Source organism: Rhizobium sp. NZLR1 (genome assembly GCF_017357385.1).
Classification (GTDB): Bacteria; Pseudomonadota; Alphaproteobacteria; order Rhizobiales; family Rhizobiaceae; genus Rhizobium.
On sequence record NZ_CP071636.1, the window covers coordinates 216607 to 231130 of the forward strand.

A 14524-nucleotide genomic window follows, 5' to 3' on the forward strand; every position below is an offset into this window, starting at 1 on the left:
CTCACTGACCAAGAAACGCGCCGCGGATGCCGCGGCGCGTTTTAGGGAACGGCGATGTTGCTGATGTCACTGATACTGAGGCAGGAGATCGCCGTGAGCGTCGATAAGATCGTCGACCATGCTCCAGATTTGGTCGGGCGAGAGTTCTGCGGAGGTATGAGGATCCAGCAGAGCGGCCTGATAAATGCGCTCGCGGCTCTTTGTGAGGGCAGCCTCAACGGTCAACCGCTGCACGGAAATACTCAGATTCATGACAGCCGCCAGCTGGGACGGAATCCGTCCAATGCGAACCGGTTGGACGCCGTTTCTGTCGACGTGGCAGGGCACTTCCACGATGCAGTCCGCAGGCAGGTTCTCGATCAGGCCATTGTTTGCAACATTGCCGTAGATCAAGGCCGGGGTGCCGGTTACCGCAGCATGGATGATGCCGGCAGCATATTCGTTGCTGCGACAAACCTCGATCGGTCTCTCGCCTTCCAGCTCCTGCCGCAGGGCACGCCATTCGCCTATCTGCACATCGCAGCGGCGGAGGTATTCGTCCAACGGGATGTTGAGCCGGTCGATCAGGTCGTTTCGACCCTCCTTGATGTACCAGGAGGTATATTCGGAGAAATGCTCGCTGGACTCGGTGACGAAGTGGCCAAGGCGCTGGAGCACGTCGAAGCGTACGCGGTCATCGACCGGAACACGACCCTCGACCGCCAGCGCTTTCAATCGCGGATAAAGGTCTTCCCGGCGGCCGTCGCGATGAACTTTCTCGTATTTCAGGAAGAAGGCGACGTGATTGATACCGGCGGACACGTAATTGACGTCGGCAACGTCTTCGTCCAGGCATTTTGCAAGATGGGCGGCAGTGTGTTGAACGCTGTGACACAGGCCGACCGTGCGGATTTCCGGCGCCAGTTCGTTGATCGCCCAGCAATTGATGGCCATCGGGTTGACGTATTGCATCAGCAGCGCTTGCGGGCACACATCTTGCATATCCCGGCAGATCGCTTCCAATACCGGGATCGTGCGCAAGCCGCGGAAAATGCCGCCGATGCCGAGAGTGTCGGCAATCGTTTGACGCAAGCCGTATTTCTTCGGAACGTCAAAGTCCGTCACCGTCGCCGGCTTATAACCGCCGACCTGCATCATGAGGATGACGAAGTCCGACCCGCGAAGAGCGTCGCGCCGGTCCAAAGTGGCTTCAATCTTGACGCTTGAACGCCCCAGGGCCTCGCAAATCCGGCGAGCAACGATTTCGGATGTCTTTAGCCGCTCCGGGTCGATATCGAACAGGCTGATGACGTAAGCCCCCTGCGTTTGCGAGGACAAGACATCTCCCAGAATGTTCTGCGCAAATACGGTGCTACCGGCGCCCACCAGGCAAATCTTCGGCATTGCAATCTCCCTATCGGTTATGATTGCTTAGTGCTCCTTCTGAATCAGAATTTCCTCCTGCTATCCGACTAATAATTCCGGGATTCGAGTCGAAGCCAGAAAATGAAACGGAATCACGATCGCGCCGAATGGATTGCATCGAGAGATGCATTCCTGATCGAGCGTCACATGGCCGATGCGATGGCAGCGCCGCACTGGCACGACCACGTCGAGTTGAACCTGTTGATGGAAGGCCAGATGACCTACCTGTTCAACGGCAGACAGGAACAGGTAGAGGCCGGGCGGCTGGTTCTGTTCTGGGCGGCGATCCCGCACCAGACGATCGCCGTTACCGAAAACGCGCCTTTGGTGTGCGCTTATCTTCCCCTCGTCGATTTCCTTGCCCTGCCGGTAGACAGAGGGGCCAGGCAATTGATCATGCAGGGCCGCTTCCTGACGCAGGGACCTCAGGAAAACCCGGATGTTTCGATGTTTGCACGCTGGGAAAGGGAATGGCAGTCAGGGAGTAAGGCAAGGCGCAAATTGATCGTGGATGAGGTGCGCCTGCGCATAAGACGCCTGATCCTGGACAATGCTAAAATCGAGACCGTGCCGACCCAATTGTTTCCGGCGCCTATGGCCGGCCACGCGGTGGGATACGTCGAGGGGCTCATCGACCTGATCAATATGCACTATGCAAACCCGATCAGCATCCCCGAGCTCGCGAAGCGCGCAAATATCCACCCGAGCACGGCCAACAGTGCTTTCCGCAAGGTGTTGGGAATATCGGTCAACGAGTATTTGATCCGATATCGGATGGCGCGGGCGATGCAGCTTCTGACCGACACCGACGCTCCCATCCTGCAGATCGGCTTTGACTGCGGCTTTGGCTCCAGTAGTCGCTTCTACGAGATATTCAAGGGGCGAACGGGGACCACTCCGCGTCATTTCCGCGAATCGGTGAGCGGGATGAACCCTTTGGCAGGCTGAATTTGTCGGAAGCGCAACGTCTTCCGCAAGAAGTGCACCTCTGAAATTACGATGTGTTCCCAAGGCGCCCAGCTGAGGCCCGGATGCGGATAAAAATGCTGGGGTCTTGAACGATACGAAGCTCGACGTTCAAGATGATTTTGGTGAAGACCAAGGATTGATCACCTTCAGCCCGGCGGCCTCGAAAGGGCTCGTGTCGCGCGTCGCGACCGCGAGACCGTGCGCCGCTGCCGTGGCCGCAATATATCCATCAGCTTTGCCGATCGCTTTCCCGGACAGCCGAGCACGCGCCATGAGGTCTGAATAAAACTGCGAGGTGGTGACGCCGAAGGGTAGAATGCGCTCGACAAAATGCAGAAGCACTTCGCGCTCCAGGCGATCGTGAAGGATAGCCTGCCGTTTGCCTGGGGGCATGGAAGCAATCCCAAAACGAAGTTCGGCAATTGTTATGGTAGAAAGGAACAGTGTCTCGATTGCTTGTGCGTCCAACCAAGCGATCACTGCCACGTCGGGAACCGATCTCCACGGCTCTGATATGACGTTGGTGTCCAGCAATATCATTCGAACGTCATCGGCTCCGCAGGTGCCTTATCGCGACCCTGCTGCAGGGCTCCAACATCATCGTCGGAAAGCTCGGCATCCCGACCTATCGCCGCAAGTAAAGAGCCGAGTTTCACGCGCTCAGATGGACGAACGGCAGCCTCGAGGATGTCACGGATTTCAGCCTCGGTGCTTCTGCCATGATGAGCTGCTCGCACCCGCAGGGCGCGATGTGTCTCATCCGAGAGATTGCGAATGGTGACCGCTGGCATTGATATCATCCAACCAAACGTGATTTCGTTGATATCAAATTATGCCGGATGATTTCTCTTTTCAAGTGGATTCAGAAGCATCGAAATAACTTCAGTGTTATCAGATCAAGCGAGACCTGAATTGATGAAAGACACCCGCCCTGGACAAGTACGACCGCCGCGCGGCTTCCGTTCTTTTCGCTACTGCGTCACGCGAAGGACCGCTGAACCCGTTGTCAATCGACCTTCAAGATCCCGATGAGCCTCGACGAGGTCGTCGAATGAATAGATGCGGGTAGGGTCGACCCTCAGGACACCCGATTTGATTGCCGCAAACAGATCGGCGGCGGCCTCAGCGGTCTGGGCAGGCGTTGAAACGTAATGCTGCAGCATTGGCCATGTCAGATGCAGCCCTCGCGGGCCAAGTTCATAGGGATCAAGAGGAGTAATTTCGCCGGATACCTTACCGAACTGGACCAAGGTGCCACGAACTTTGAGTACGGCAAGCGAACCACGGAAGGTGTCTTCTCCGACGGAATCAAACACCGCGTCTACGCCAACTCCATCAGTCAGTTCGAAGGTGCGCGCCACGAAATCTTCCGTGCTGTAATTGATGACGTGGTCACATCCCGCCCGGCGTGCAACGTCTGCCTTGCTTTGGCTGGATACTGTTCCAATGACACGATACCCGAGTGACTTAGCCCACTGCACGAAGATCTGGCCCACGCCACCCGCGGCGGCGTGATAGAGGATCGTGTCGCCGGGCTTCAAAGGTACAACGTCCTTGACCAGATATCTCGCCGTCAAACCCTTCAAAAAACTGCCCGCGGCCTGCTCGTCGGTGACACCGTCCGGTATAATCACCAACCGGTCGGCGGGATGGAGGCCCGCGCTGGCGTAAGCGCCTGTGCTGTGACCGAAGACGACGCGGTCGCCGACTTTCACCGAGGCAACGTTTCTTCCGACGGCCTCGACGACACCCGCTGCCTCGTTGCCGATAATTGCGGGAAATGACGGAACCTCCATCGTGCCGCGTCTGAAATAGACATCCACAAAATTGAGGCCAATGACTGTGCTGCGGACACGGACCTCTGCGTCACCAGGATCTGGGACTAGGATGTCTTCGAACTCCAGGACCTCAGGCGGACCGTACTGATGAATGCGTGCTGCTCGTGCTTTGAGCGACATTATGATTTCCTTTCAGCGAAATAGCGGCACTGTTTTGCGTGACGGTCACAAAGACTGGCGTTCGACATATTGAACGTTTCAGCCCGTTTGATAGTCCTGTTGCTTTCTTGTTCGTCCAGGGTCGCCGGCGGCCACGGTTTTCCGGCGCGCTACTTGCTCGGCAAGCGTCGCACCACTCACCATGGAGGTGTTACACGGCTGTATATTCGATCCAGACGGCGCCCAGCTCGCGACGGACAGCACGCGCTCCAGCACTTCCTTCGGGATCTCGCGGTCGGTGAACCTGCGCGCCTGTCGGGGTCGTGACCGCCTCATACGCGTCCATGATCCTTGCTCAGACAATCACAAAGATATCAATTCGAGATGAGCCGGCCAATTCTGCTCGGTGTTAGTCCGCACACTCCATTTGGTGGCCGAAATCACACCAAGGGTGAGAGAACGTCCTACCGACGTCGAGGATGTGGGGAGTTGAACAGCCGATCCGCTGTTTTCAGGATGCCGTTGGGCGGAGACAACAGTTGCCCGGGCCTACAGGCCTGCTGGTGCGCACTTTATGCCGGCGTTACTGCAATCAGCCGCGCGCCTCGCCTGACGTCAAAATGCGCAGTGGATGAGGTTCGCGCTCGAACAGTGGCCTATCGCGCAAGGGGATGAAATGACCACGCGTGATGTCAGGGGCGTTTGCTTTTATCCCGGTTTTGTCGGGATCCGGAGTTCAGACCGTCTGAATTCGGGACAAAGACAACTGGGCGGCGAGTTGACCGGCTACCGACAGCCCTCTAATTTTCCAGCTTCGCAGCTGCAATAGCGTGCGGCATTAGGAACGCAGCAAGCTCCGGGATGACATTCCTCGCCCCCTCAAGCGAAAAATCCCGGGCACAACGGCCTATGCCGATCGGGCTCACGAAATATGCCGCAGATCGTTTTAGACAAGAAGGAGCCGAGATCATGACTCTCGGCTTGTCGCCGCTGGCCAACGTCGAAAAAAGCCAATTTCCCGAGAGCACCTTTGTGCTACCTCTATCAGCGCGTATTCCTGTCACTGCTCGTTAACCGCCGGATTTTCAACGTTCAGGGCCAAGCTGAATTCAAGCGCAGGTTTCACGGTAACGAGGTGCAAACTTATATTGGCTTGCGGGGCTCCCACCGAAACCGTCGCGCTGCCGGGACTAAACACCCAGGCAAATCGCCGGTCCCTAAGTTCGCCTGCTCCGTCGCATCTCCTCAGAAAAAAGTTTTGATCTCCGGCCGTGTGAGTTAGACATCACAAATCCAAAAGCGCGCGTTCGGCTTCGAGCGTCAATTCCCGGAGTTGCATCATGAAAATCGCGCCGCAGCAGCGGATCTATGTCTGCTTCTTTCTCTTCGCCGTGTCGCTGGGGGCGCTGCTGTCGAGGATGCCGGATTTGCAGGTTGCGCTTGGCGTCGACAAGTCGGAGCTTGGGTTGACGTTGATAGGGGCTGCGATCGGCGCCTTGATTTCGTTGACTTTGTCTTCGCCGGTGATCGCCCGGCTCGGCGCGCGGACAACGGCATTCATTACTGTTCTCGGCACGTCTGCGTTGCTATCGCTGGTGCCGTGGATCGGTGCGGCGCCGGTGGTGTTCTGTGTGCTTTTCGTCGAGGGGATGCTCGCCGGGGCGCTAGAGATCAATCTCAATGTCGAGATTGATCGCATCGAAGCACAGCTAGGACGCGGCGTGATGAACAGGGCGCATGGTTTCTGGAGCCTCGGCTTCTTCGTCACGGCGCTTGTCTCCTCAGTCGTCCGCCAAGCCGGTATTTCGATGCAACTCCATCTCGCCGTGACCTTTGCCGCGGTGCTTGTCCTCGGCGTCTGGGCGATTTCCGGCATGCGCAATGCGCCGCCGCGGACCCCGTTGAATGAAGGCAAGGCGCCGCTGGTGGCGCTTCCCACCTGGGGCCTCATGCCGCTCTGCGTGATCGGCATCGCGGCCTTTCTCGTCGAAGGTGCCGGGATCGACTGGTCGGCGATCTATATGAGCGACGTGTTTTCGGTCGAGCCCTTCGTTGGCGGACTGGGATTGACGCTCTTTACCTTTTGCATGGCGCTGGCGCGCCTTTTCGTCGATCCACTGGTCGATCGGTTTGGCGCGCGGGCCGTCGCCACGATGCTGCTTGTTCTTTCGGCGATCGGCATTTGCGCCGTCTGGGGCGCTCCGCATGCCTATGTGGCGCTGGCGGGCTTTGCCTTGATGGGCGCCGGCTGCAGCGCGGTCTATCCTCTCGCCGTCTCGGCGGCGGCCCAGCGCACAGATCGCGCGGCGCATCTCAACGTCGCCGCCCTCGGCCAGATGACCTTCGTCGTCTTCTTCCTGGCGCCGCCGCTGCTCGGTTTCATTGCCGAACATGCGGGCATCAGGACATCCTATCTCGCCTGCCTTCCGTTGATCATCTACGCGCTCTTTTCGGTCAAGGTGCTTGCTAAGCGCCGGGCGGCCTGCGACGGCAGCGTTGCGAGCGTTCGGAGCGTCAACGGGTGATCGATCGAGCTGGCTGCTTCGGCGGCTCGATAGGTTCAGCGAAAAGCATAAGCGAGCACGCAATAGCGGCGTGCTCGGTGCTCCCTTAACGTGTATACGTTTAATGTCCGTCATGAATTTCAAGAGAGCGTTCACTTCGCCCGGCCCAAAGCTAAAGTATTCCTTTGCATTGCCCTTTGACGTGAACCTCCGGACTGTCACCGTCCTGAACGCGCGACCGTCTTCGAGGAAGGAAGCCTTGATCTGAAAACGACGGCCCTGGGTTTGGCGTAGGACAACTCCTCCTTTACCTAGGTGAATCCTTATCGCTGTTATCGAGGTGATAGTGATCGGTGGGCATGTTTTCGCCGGCACAAAGCTAAAGGAGCACTCAGCAATGCGTCGCGAGTGAGGGTCTTGAACAGGAGTGCCGGTGCTTTGATGGTTGGGGCACGACTACGCCAAGGTCCGCGCAAGACTATTGGCGCGCTCGATGCCGGGGCACCCGAAGCGCGGCAATATCGGCAGCCGGCGTCGCAGACCCGACAGTCCGCCGGCTGCCCATGCTAGATGATCATCGCGTCGAGCGGGAGCGTGAACCCGGTTGCCAACAGAGGCCGATCATCATGACTAACGTGCGTATCCCGGGTAACGTTCTCGTAGCCGTCATGATCGCCTGCGTTGGCACGTGTTACGGCTTCGGCCTCAGCCTTTTTCCTCAGATCATCCCCGACATGCGGAAAGATCTTGCCTTCGACTATGCGTTCGTCGGCACGGTCACCGGCCTAGTCCAGTTTTCCACGGTGGCATTCGCCGTGCTCGGCACCTGGCTCGTCCATCGCATCGGTGCCGCACGGACGGTGGTGGCGTCCGTGTCGCTCTGCGGGCTCTGCCTGTCGGGCATCCCCATCATCGACAATCTCTATGTGGTTGCCGGCCTGCTGATGGTCGCCGGCGCGACGGGCGCATCGACTTTCGTGCCGATGATTAATCTCGCCTCGCGGGTGGTAAGAGCAGAACAGCGCGGCTTTGCCATGAGCCTAATCTCCAGCGCCCCGGCCTTTGGCGTCCTCATCAACAGCGCACTCGTGGCGGCATACGCCGGAAGCGGTCACTGGCAGATGGTCTGGTCCCTCACAGGCGCGGCCACGATCGCACTGGCCGTTGTCACCCACATTCTCTTCGGGCGGGCCGGCCTCTTCGACAGCGGGACAAGTGACGAAACGCTCGCGCCAACTGCCGGCGGTTCAGCAAGCCTGCGCTCCATCATGCCATGGGTGACGCTGATCTTCGCGCTCGGCTTCATCAACGGCCTGATGCCATATCCCTATCTCACCTATCTCTCGCCGTTCCTGCGCGAGGAACTCGGCTATTCCGTCGGCTTTGCCTCATGGCTCTGGGCAACGATCGGGGCGGTGGGGATCAGCGCAGGCTTCGCCATTGGCACAATATCGTCGCGTCTCGGATCGCGCTATGCCATGCTTACCTGTTACTCAAGCTTCCTTGCCGCCGGCGCCCTCGTGGTCCTCGATCCCTCGAAGGAACTCTCGATCCTGTCAGGCATCTTCTTTTCGCTGGGCTTTTATCCGATCTATGGCCTGCTGCCGGCCTATGTCTCACATCGCGCCACGCCCCGCGTCGCGGTGACTGTCTTAGGCATCTGCACCGTGTTCCAAGGCATCGGCGGCACTACAGGGAACTTCTTTGGCGGCGTGATCAAGACATCGACGGAGAGTTTCAGCGGCATCTATCTCGCGGTTGCAGTCACGGCCGCCGCCGCCGCGGCGATGACGATCTCGCTGCCGAAGGACCAGAATGTGCAGGCCGTGTAAGCTCGAAGGAAGCTAGCGGCAACAGGACCAGGTTGACGCACGTATTCTGGCCGCGCTCGATTCGGATGCCCGCTTATCGATGAGCGAGCTTGCCCGCCTCATCGGCATGGCCGCGCCATGCGTTTCGGAGCGTGTTCGCAGGCTGGAGGCAACCGGAGTTATCCGGGATTTCACGGTCGATGTGGACACGCGCGCGATCGGCTATCAGATCCGGGCGATGGTGAGGATCAGGCCTCTCCCCGGCAAGCTTCATCTTGCCGAAAGACTCATTCAGGAGCGGCCGGAATTTATCGAATGCGACAAGATCACCGGTGACGATCCTTTCCTCGCCCGCTTGGTCGTCCATTCGATCGAGCAGATGGAAGATGTTCTTGAAGCTCTCTCTGAATACGCCGTCACCAGCACGGCTGTCATCAAGGGCACCTCCGTCAAACGCCGCCTGCCGCTCCTGCAGCCAAGGCCTGGTTCATGTCCAAATCCACCTCTCGCAAGAGTCGCGGCCATCACCGGGATCTCGCTCGGACGAAGAATGTGGTTCGAGTTGCAGCCGAGACAGACGAGGGCGATCCCTCCGAGCGCGTCCGACTAGTCGATTTGCCATAACCGCTAAATCGTTCGAGGCCCGATTATCGGGAGGTCCTTGAAAGCGAAGCCGCTCGATCTCATTTGAGATGCTGATTGATCGTTGGACCAACAGCTCATTGCCAAGGCTTCAACGGAACTGAGGTCGTCACGCTCGATGGAGAGCATTCCGGCGAAACCGAGTTCCCTATCATTTCAGTTCAAGGCAAACTGGAACGGAAAGTGCGGATTCCGTCAGCGTCTGCTGCTTGACGCAATTCACATCTCCTATTCAACGAGGTGACTATTGACGCAGTTCTTCGAAACCACTCAAGGGATCATGGCAATGGGAGCGTTCATAGGCGCTGGCAGTTTAGCTGCTGGTTCCTTGCTTCCGAACGTCATTCGACTTGTGAAGACGGGAATCAACCGGCGCCCAAAGGCCGAAACGAGAAACCTCGCGATGATGACGGTGCTGGCGCTAGATGACTTTGTCGGAGCCAGCTATACTGCCGTTCACGACATGCCCGAATTCAATCCTATTGATGAAGGCGAATTCGTGTTCCACGTTCCAGATCCGACCCTTGTGCTACCAGCGAACGCCAATTGGAACATTTTCGATGCCGAGCTTTCGGACGAAATTCTGTGGCTGTCGAACCGCGTGAAAAACCTCTCATACGCCTTGGATAGTCTCGACCTTTCCAAGCCGAGATACGGTGGCTTCTTCGAGCGACGCCAAGAAGGTTATGCTAATCTCGCGGCTGAAGCGATGGACATCATTGAGCGTATGCTAAAAGAGTTCGACCTGACTCTGCCTGCCAAGCCCGACTATTATCGCCAGCGCGAAGGGCTCGTTTCAGCTATTCAAAAGGCTGGACAAAGCGGTTCGCGACGCCGAAAGCCAGGCACTCCAGCGTCCTCGAACGGGTCAAATGTGCTTGAACTGTTTCCCAGGGCGAACGAGGACGCCGAGTAAACCAAGCGACCGCGTTAGTTGGTAAGAGCCGAGCTGTTTTTTGCGGGCTGCGGTCGAACGCCGTGTACGTCTCATTCATGCTTGCCCTGGAAAGTCAGTTGGGATGTCTTCGCTTTGCTCAGACAGCACCCTGACCAGTGTGCGCTCGTCGAATCTTTATCGTGGAGAAGGAGTTTCGACCGGTGACGCACAACGATTGACCTCAGCCGAGGAGGCAGGCGCTCATCGGGCAACTTGGGCCATCCGCTCAGGCACGGCGGCTGATTGAATCCGTCATTCCTTCGGCGTCTTGTCGTTTGGCATGGACAGGCCGGCGGCCTCTATTCCTGCGAGAAACCGCTCTTGATCTTCGGTCCGCGCCAGCCGTGTGACGACTTCGGGCCTGACGTTCGAGATCAATGCAGGTGATTTGCTCTTGATCCATTCCAGTTGCTCTTGGGCCTCCTGTTTCTTTCCAAGCGCCCCGAGAATCGAAAGCAATACGAGACGATGCATCGGATTGTAGTTGAGGTCCGACATGTGCGACCATAGTTCGGCAGCTTGCAAATCGCCCCGCATGAAAGCGCACAGCGCCATTCCAACCTCGTAATATCCGCGCGGACCGGCATTTTTCCCGACAGCCTCGGAAATCAATCCGCAGCCTCTATCCCACTCCCCCGACATTGAAAGGCGCAAGCCATATTCACCGACCACTTCGGTATCGTTCGGGTTGCTGGCATAGGCAGCGGCGCCGGCATCTAAGGCCCCAGCCTGATCATTGCCGAAAAAGTCGGCAAGCATCAGCGCTTGATGCGCACGCGCATTCTTCGGATCGAGCCGCACCGCCAGTTGGGCAAGCGCCTTCGCGACGCCAAGCGTCGCAGCGGTCGGTTTCGTGTGAAGCTGGTATGAAAAGCGGAACTCGTCGAGATTTATCAGCGAAAGCAGCGCCGCAACATTGGAATCGGCAGGCGCTTTTTCCACCGCCGCTTGCAGGCAATGTTTTGCCACCTCAAGGGCCTGCACCGTCATTTCGCTACGGTAGCTGTAATAGGAGAGAATGCACGAAAAAGTGTCCGCGCTTCCGGCGATGGTTGCGGTATCGCTCTCAAACATCACCCCGAATGGGCGCGCGACCGCCGTGGCTATGTCCCCAGCGAGGCTTGCTTGGGCTTCTGGAATGCCTTGCACTTTCGTGTCCACATCATAGTTACTTGCCCAGATGACCGCCGCGTCCGCCCGCCGCACGAGCCTTACGATTGACCGCAGCCGGTTGCCTTCGAGCTCCACACTTCCCTGGAGGGCGTAGAGCGGCTGTGACGAAGGGACGCCGTTATTTCGCGGCATGGCGGTGACCACAATGATTTCATTGAAGCGGACCATCTTCTCGATGATGTCGTCGGTCATGCCCCGAGCGATATCGGTCGCGGGCGCCCCCCCGGACGACGCGTCAAGACGCTCGACGATAATGCTGGGGCGGGTATCGGCTCCCTGTGCGGCCCCATGATCCGAGCGCGGCGACCCCACTTGCTGAAATATGCCCACTGCCGCGGCGAAGACAATCACCGCGCCTGCTACGAGAAGCCAATGCCGCCTCGATACGTGTCGGCGCACCTCGCCGATCTCGTCTGCCGCCGCTTTGGCCTGCTCGCCGTCGTCGCCTGAGAACGCCGAGCGAAGAGGCTGCTCCACCGGCAACATCTCGATCAGTTCAGCATCGGGGTTGACTTCGAAGACTGGCGCGTATCCGCCCTTGGGAATTGTGATGATAACCCGATCAGCGCCGCCATCGGTCAGGTAATAGTGTTCCAGCTCGCGTCTCAGCCGCCCTGCTTCGATCCGGACACATGGATCCTGTTGGGCATCGAATTTCGCATCCCTGCCAAAAACGGCTTGTGCAACGGTAAACGCTTTCAGGTATTCGCGGCGGCCTGCAAGCGTTTCCATCACCACGAATTCGAGGAATCTTCTCGCCCGTTCCGGGAGGCGAAACTCCCGGCTGGCAAGAATACGCTCGAGTTGCTGATGCACCTCGTCTTGCGAAGCGATGCTCCTGTTAATGCCTGCACTCGTCATCAGGCCCCCCGGATTCCGATTTCCAACAACCTGCAGTATGCTGCCCAACACTAATCTCAGCCTGGCGTAACGGCAATCCCGACCCAACCGAGCAGCCCAATAATGGCCAAAGGGATTCGCGCAATAGTCAGATGAGGTATGACGTCACAGAAATCCCAGCGTAAGATACCGTATTCTACCACAGCCGACATGTATTTTACTGCCTTAATGCCCCAGCTCCCTCTATCATCACCGGATATTCTGGAGGAAGCTGCCATGACTGAGCCCTCGACCCCGCATCCCATGACAAGCGCGGAGGAATTGCGCAAACGTGCTCTGGAGCTTCAGCTTCTCGAGATGGACCGTAGCGACAAGATCAAGGCGCGTGAAGCAAAAAAACATGCGGATTTCGTCGAGGATTTTTTTCGAAAAAGTATCGGCGAAGCAGAACGCACCGTTATCAAGCGGCTGGTGATGAAAGCCGCCGCAGACGGCAAATACGAGGCGCTGATCTACAGTTTCCCGTCGACATTCTGCTCGGACAGCGGCCGCGCCATCAATAACAACCTACCCGGATGGCAGAAGACCCTGCAGGGGAAGGCAAAGGAACTCCTCGAACTCTTCGAGCAGGTTGCGAGGCCGCAGGGCTACGGGCTGAAGGCCATGATCATCAGCTTCCCGGACGGCATGCCTGGAGATGTCGGCTTCTTCCTCACTTGGGAGCCGCCTGTCGACTGACCGCAGGAGCCGCTGGTCGGGGCGGAGGAACATCACTTGAAAGCGACCGAGATCGAACGCAAGTTCCTGATCCGCGATAATAGCTGGCGCGATAGCGCCGGCAACTCGCATGTCCTGCAGCAGGCTTACCTGTCCCGCGAAGACAGTTCGATACGCGTCCGCCTGATCGACGGGCATTCTGCGTGCCTGACGATCAAGTTCCGCATAGCGGAGCTCTCAAAGGAGGAATTCGAGTACGAAATTCCCGTCGAAGAGGCCCGCGACCTGCTCCTCCATGCCACCGGCCATGTCATTGAAAAGACGCGTTACCAGGTCCTCCATCACGGCAGAAGCTGGACCATAGACGTCTTTGCTGGGCTCTATGAGGGATTGACGCTCGCCGAGATAGAAATGGCAAGCGAAGATGATCGGCCAGACCTGCCGAGCTGGCTTGGGCAAGAAGTCACAGGCATTAAGCGCTACTCCAACCGCGCCATGGCCGCTGCCCTGGACCTTCCCTCCCGGGCGCAAGGCGTCACCGCTAGAACAGGATTATTGTAGGCCGGGTCGGCCAAGTCTGAATCCTGTTTCCAATGAGAGGGCAAGGATGAAGTCGCGCGAAAATACTCACAGTTTTCGGGCGACACGCTCTTGGATCTACTCGCTGACAACCGTCCAGTTGGCGTCCGGATTGAATTCCTTGATCGCCGCGGCGCGCTGTTCCGTTTGCGGACCGAGGTCGCGCTGATAGATGACACTCGCCCCGTTGATGATAAATGTCTCCACGCCGGTCACCCGATATGCGACGGGCCAGGCGAGCAACGCAAAGCCGGCGGTCATATAGCCGTTGACGACGTAACTTTGTTTACCGCCCAGCACATTGTCACCCTGGGCGATCAGGATGCGATAGCGGTATCCGAAATAACCTTCGCCGCGTTTGGCGGCGCCGAAGGCAGCCGTCTCGACCAAGGCGCTTGCCGGGCTTTCTTCGCCAAAGACGCTCGGGTCCCAATACAGGCCGTCCAGCTTGCCCGGACTGCTAATCAATTTTTTCGCGAACTCGTAAATGCCATCGCCATCTCGGTCCTCGGACGCATATTGATACTGAGCCGCGACATATTCGTGCATGGTGTCGATCGTCGCGAGTTCGTTTTCGCCGATCCGGCGATTGATGATCTCCTGAAGGCCGCCCTGGGTGTCAAAGGACCATTTCCCGTCCTTTTCCGTCAGCGGGAAGGGCAAAGGCCAAAGCCGGTCGCCGATCGCGACGAACTTCCGTCCACCGAGATCCTCCAGGATGATCTGCCGTGCAGCGCCTTCGCGGATCAGCCCATAGGTGATCATCGCCTCGTTGCTGGACCGCAGCTTGTCCGCCTTCAGGCCGAGAAGACCTGCGAACCCGTCGACATCGTTGTTAGCCAGCGCTGCCTTCAGCCGATCGAGAACCTCGGCCGGCGTGCCAAACGACGGCGTCGGACCTTCCGCCGCAAACTCGGTGAGATCAGTCTGCATCCGCGACACTGACGGGGTCGCGGAAACGCAGAGCGCGGTAGAAAGCATAAGCAGGATCAAGGGTGATTGAGTTCTCAT

At 58.2% G+C, this 14524-nt stretch carries 13 protein-coding genes and 1 pseudogene; 7 read left to right on the forward strand and 7 right to left on the reverse strand.

Annotated elements, in window-relative coordinates; all coding sequences use genetic code 11:
• Positions 1 to 66: 66 nt before the first annotated feature.
• A complete protein-coding gene (locus J3O30_RS31510; protein WP_207585756.1) occupies positions 67 to 1383 on the reverse strand; it encodes an alpha-glucosidase/alpha-galactosidase in 1317 nt (438 codons plus the stop codon).
• 102 nt (positions 1384 to 1485) lie between these two features.
• Between J3O30_RS31510 and J3O30_RS31515 the strand changes: the two genes are divergently transcribed.
• On the forward strand, positions 1486 to 2352 hold the full coding sequence (locus J3O30_RS31515) for a helix-turn-helix domain-containing protein (RefSeq protein ID WP_207585757.1): 867 nt from the start codon (positions 1486 to 1488) through the stop codon (positions 2350 to 2352).
• Positions 2353 to 2481: 129 nt separating this feature from the next.
• Here the strand turns inward: J3O30_RS31515 and J3O30_RS31520 are convergent, their stop codons facing one another.
• The 4 genes from J3O30_RS31520 to J3O30_RS31535 form a co-directional block, all read right to left on the reverse strand.
• Positions 2482 to 2913: a type II toxin-antitoxin system VapC family toxin gene (locus J3O30_RS31520; RefSeq protein ID WP_207585758.1), complete on the reverse strand. Its 432-nt coding sequence runs from the start codon at positions 2911 to 2913 to the stop codon at positions 2482 to 2484.
• Positions 2910 to 3164: a plasmid stabilization protein gene (locus tag J3O30_RS31525; protein WP_207585759.1), complete on the reverse strand. Its 255-nt coding sequence runs from the start codon at positions 3162 to 3164 to the stop codon at positions 2910 to 2912. The genes J3O30_RS31520 and J3O30_RS31525 overlap by 4 nt, the downstream gene beginning before the upstream one ends.
• 180 nt (positions 3165 to 3344) lie before the next feature.
• On the reverse strand, positions 3345 to 4331 hold the full coding sequence (locus J3O30_RS31530) for a quinone oxidoreductase (RefSeq protein WP_207585760.1): 987 nt from the start codon (positions 4329 to 4331) through the stop codon (positions 3345 to 3347).
• A gap of 78 nt (positions 4332 to 4409) precedes the next feature.
• A complete protein-coding gene (locus J3O30_RS31535; RefSeq protein WP_246762908.1) occupies positions 4410 to 4646 on the reverse strand; it encodes a nitroreductase family protein in 237 nt (78 codons plus the stop codon).
• Between the two features lie 1004 nt (positions 4647 to 5650).
• Here J3O30_RS31535 and J3O30_RS31540 point away from each other — a divergent pair.
• From J3O30_RS31540 to J3O30_RS31555, 4 genes and pseudogenes are all read left to right on the forward strand, one after another.
• Positions 5651 to 6835 carry an MFS transporter gene (locus J3O30_RS31540; RefSeq protein WP_207585761.1) on the forward strand — a complete coding sequence of 395 codons (1185 nt, stop codon included), beginning with the start codon at positions 5651 to 5653 and terminating at the stop codon, positions 6833 to 6835.
• A 605-nt stretch (positions 6836 to 7440) separates the two neighbouring features.
• On the forward strand, positions 7441 to 8646 hold the full coding sequence (locus J3O30_RS31545) for an MFS transporter (protein ID WP_207585762.1): 1206 nt from the start codon (positions 7441 to 7443) through the stop codon (positions 8644 to 8646).
• 79 nt (positions 8647 to 8725) lie between these two features.
• Positions 8726 to 9097 (forward strand): annotated as a pseudogene (locus J3O30_RS31550) (Lrp/AsnC family transcriptional regulator); the annotation flags it as partial.
• Positions 9098 to 9514: 417 nt separating this feature from the next.
• Positions 9515 to 10183 carry a hypothetical protein gene (locus J3O30_RS31555; RefSeq protein ID WP_207585763.1) on the forward strand — a complete coding sequence of 223 codons (669 nt, stop codon included), beginning with the start codon at positions 9515 to 9517 and terminating at the stop codon, positions 10181 to 10183.
• A gap of 273 nt (positions 10184 to 10456) precedes the next feature.
• Here the strand turns inward: J3O30_RS31555 and J3O30_RS31560 are convergent, their stop codons facing one another.
• A complete protein-coding gene (locus J3O30_RS31560; protein ID WP_207585764.1) occupies positions 10457 to 12238 on the reverse strand; it encodes a hypothetical protein in 1782 nt (593 codons plus the stop codon).
• Positions 12239 to 12493: 255 nt separating this feature from the next.
• On the opposite strand from J3O30_RS31560, the gene J3O30_RS31565 reads away from it, so the two are divergent.
• Positions 12494 to 12955, forward strand: coding sequence for a hypothetical protein (locus tag J3O30_RS31565; RefSeq protein WP_207585932.1), 462 nt, complete (start codon positions 12494 to 12496; stop codon positions 12953 to 12955).
• A 36-nt stretch (positions 12956 to 12991) separates the two neighbouring features.
• Positions 12992 to 13495 carry a CYTH domain-containing protein gene (locus J3O30_RS31570; protein WP_207585765.1) on the forward strand — a complete coding sequence of 168 codons (504 nt, stop codon included), beginning with the start codon at positions 12992 to 12994 and terminating at the stop codon, positions 13493 to 13495.
• 96 nt (positions 13496 to 13591) lie between these two features.
• Here the strand turns inward: J3O30_RS31570 and J3O30_RS31575 are convergent, their stop codons facing one another.
• Entirely contained in the window at positions 13592 to 14524 is a 933-nt protein-coding gene (locus tag J3O30_RS31575; RefSeq protein WP_207585766.1) for a DUF2950 family protein, read from the reverse strand.

Excerpts from the sequence above, each read along its gene's own strand:
- J3O30_RS31515 (WP_207585757.1), top strand. The coding sequence starts at position 1,486 with ATGAAACGGAATCACGATCGCGCCGAATGGATTGCATCGAGAGATGCA.
- J3O30_RS31510 (WP_207585756.1), bottom strand. The coding sequence starts at position 1,383 with ATGCCGAAGATTTGCCTGGTGGGCGCCGGTAGCACCGTATTTGCGCAG.
- J3O30_RS31560 (WP_207585764.1), bottom strand. The coding sequence starts at position 12,238 with ATGACGAGTGCAGGCATTAACAGGAGCATCGCTTCGCAAGACGAGGTG.
- J3O30_RS31575 (WP_207585766.1), bottom strand. The coding sequence starts at position 14,524 with ATGAGAACTCAATCACCCTTGATCCTGCTTATGCTTTCTACCGCGCTC.
- J3O30_RS31540 (WP_207585761.1), top strand. The coding sequence starts at position 5,651 with ATGAAAATCGCGCCGCAGCAGCGGATCTATGTCTGCTTCTTTCTCTTC.
- J3O30_RS31535 (WP_246762908.1), bottom strand. The coding sequence starts at position 4,646 with ATGAGGCGGTCACGACCCCGACAGGCGCGCAGGTTCACCGACCGCGAG.
- J3O30_RS31565 (WP_207585932.1), top strand. The coding sequence starts at position 12,494 with ATGACTGAGCCCTCGACCCCGCATCCCATGACAAGCGCGGAGGAATTG.
- J3O30_RS31545 (WP_207585762.1), top strand. The coding sequence starts at position 7,441 with ATGACTAACGTGCGTATCCCGGGTAACGTTCTCGTAGCCGTCATGATC.
- J3O30_RS31525 (WP_207585759.1), bottom strand. The coding sequence starts at position 3,164 with ATGCCAGCGGTCACCATTCGCAATCTCTCGGATGAGACACATCGCGCC.
- J3O30_RS31530 (WP_207585760.1), bottom strand. The coding sequence starts at position 4,331 with ATGTCGCTCAAAGCACGAGCAGCACGCATTCATCAGTACGGTCCGCCT.
- J3O30_RS31520 (WP_207585758.1), bottom strand. The coding sequence starts at position 2,913 with ATGATATTGCTGGACACCAACGTCATATCAGAGCCGTGGAGATCGGTT.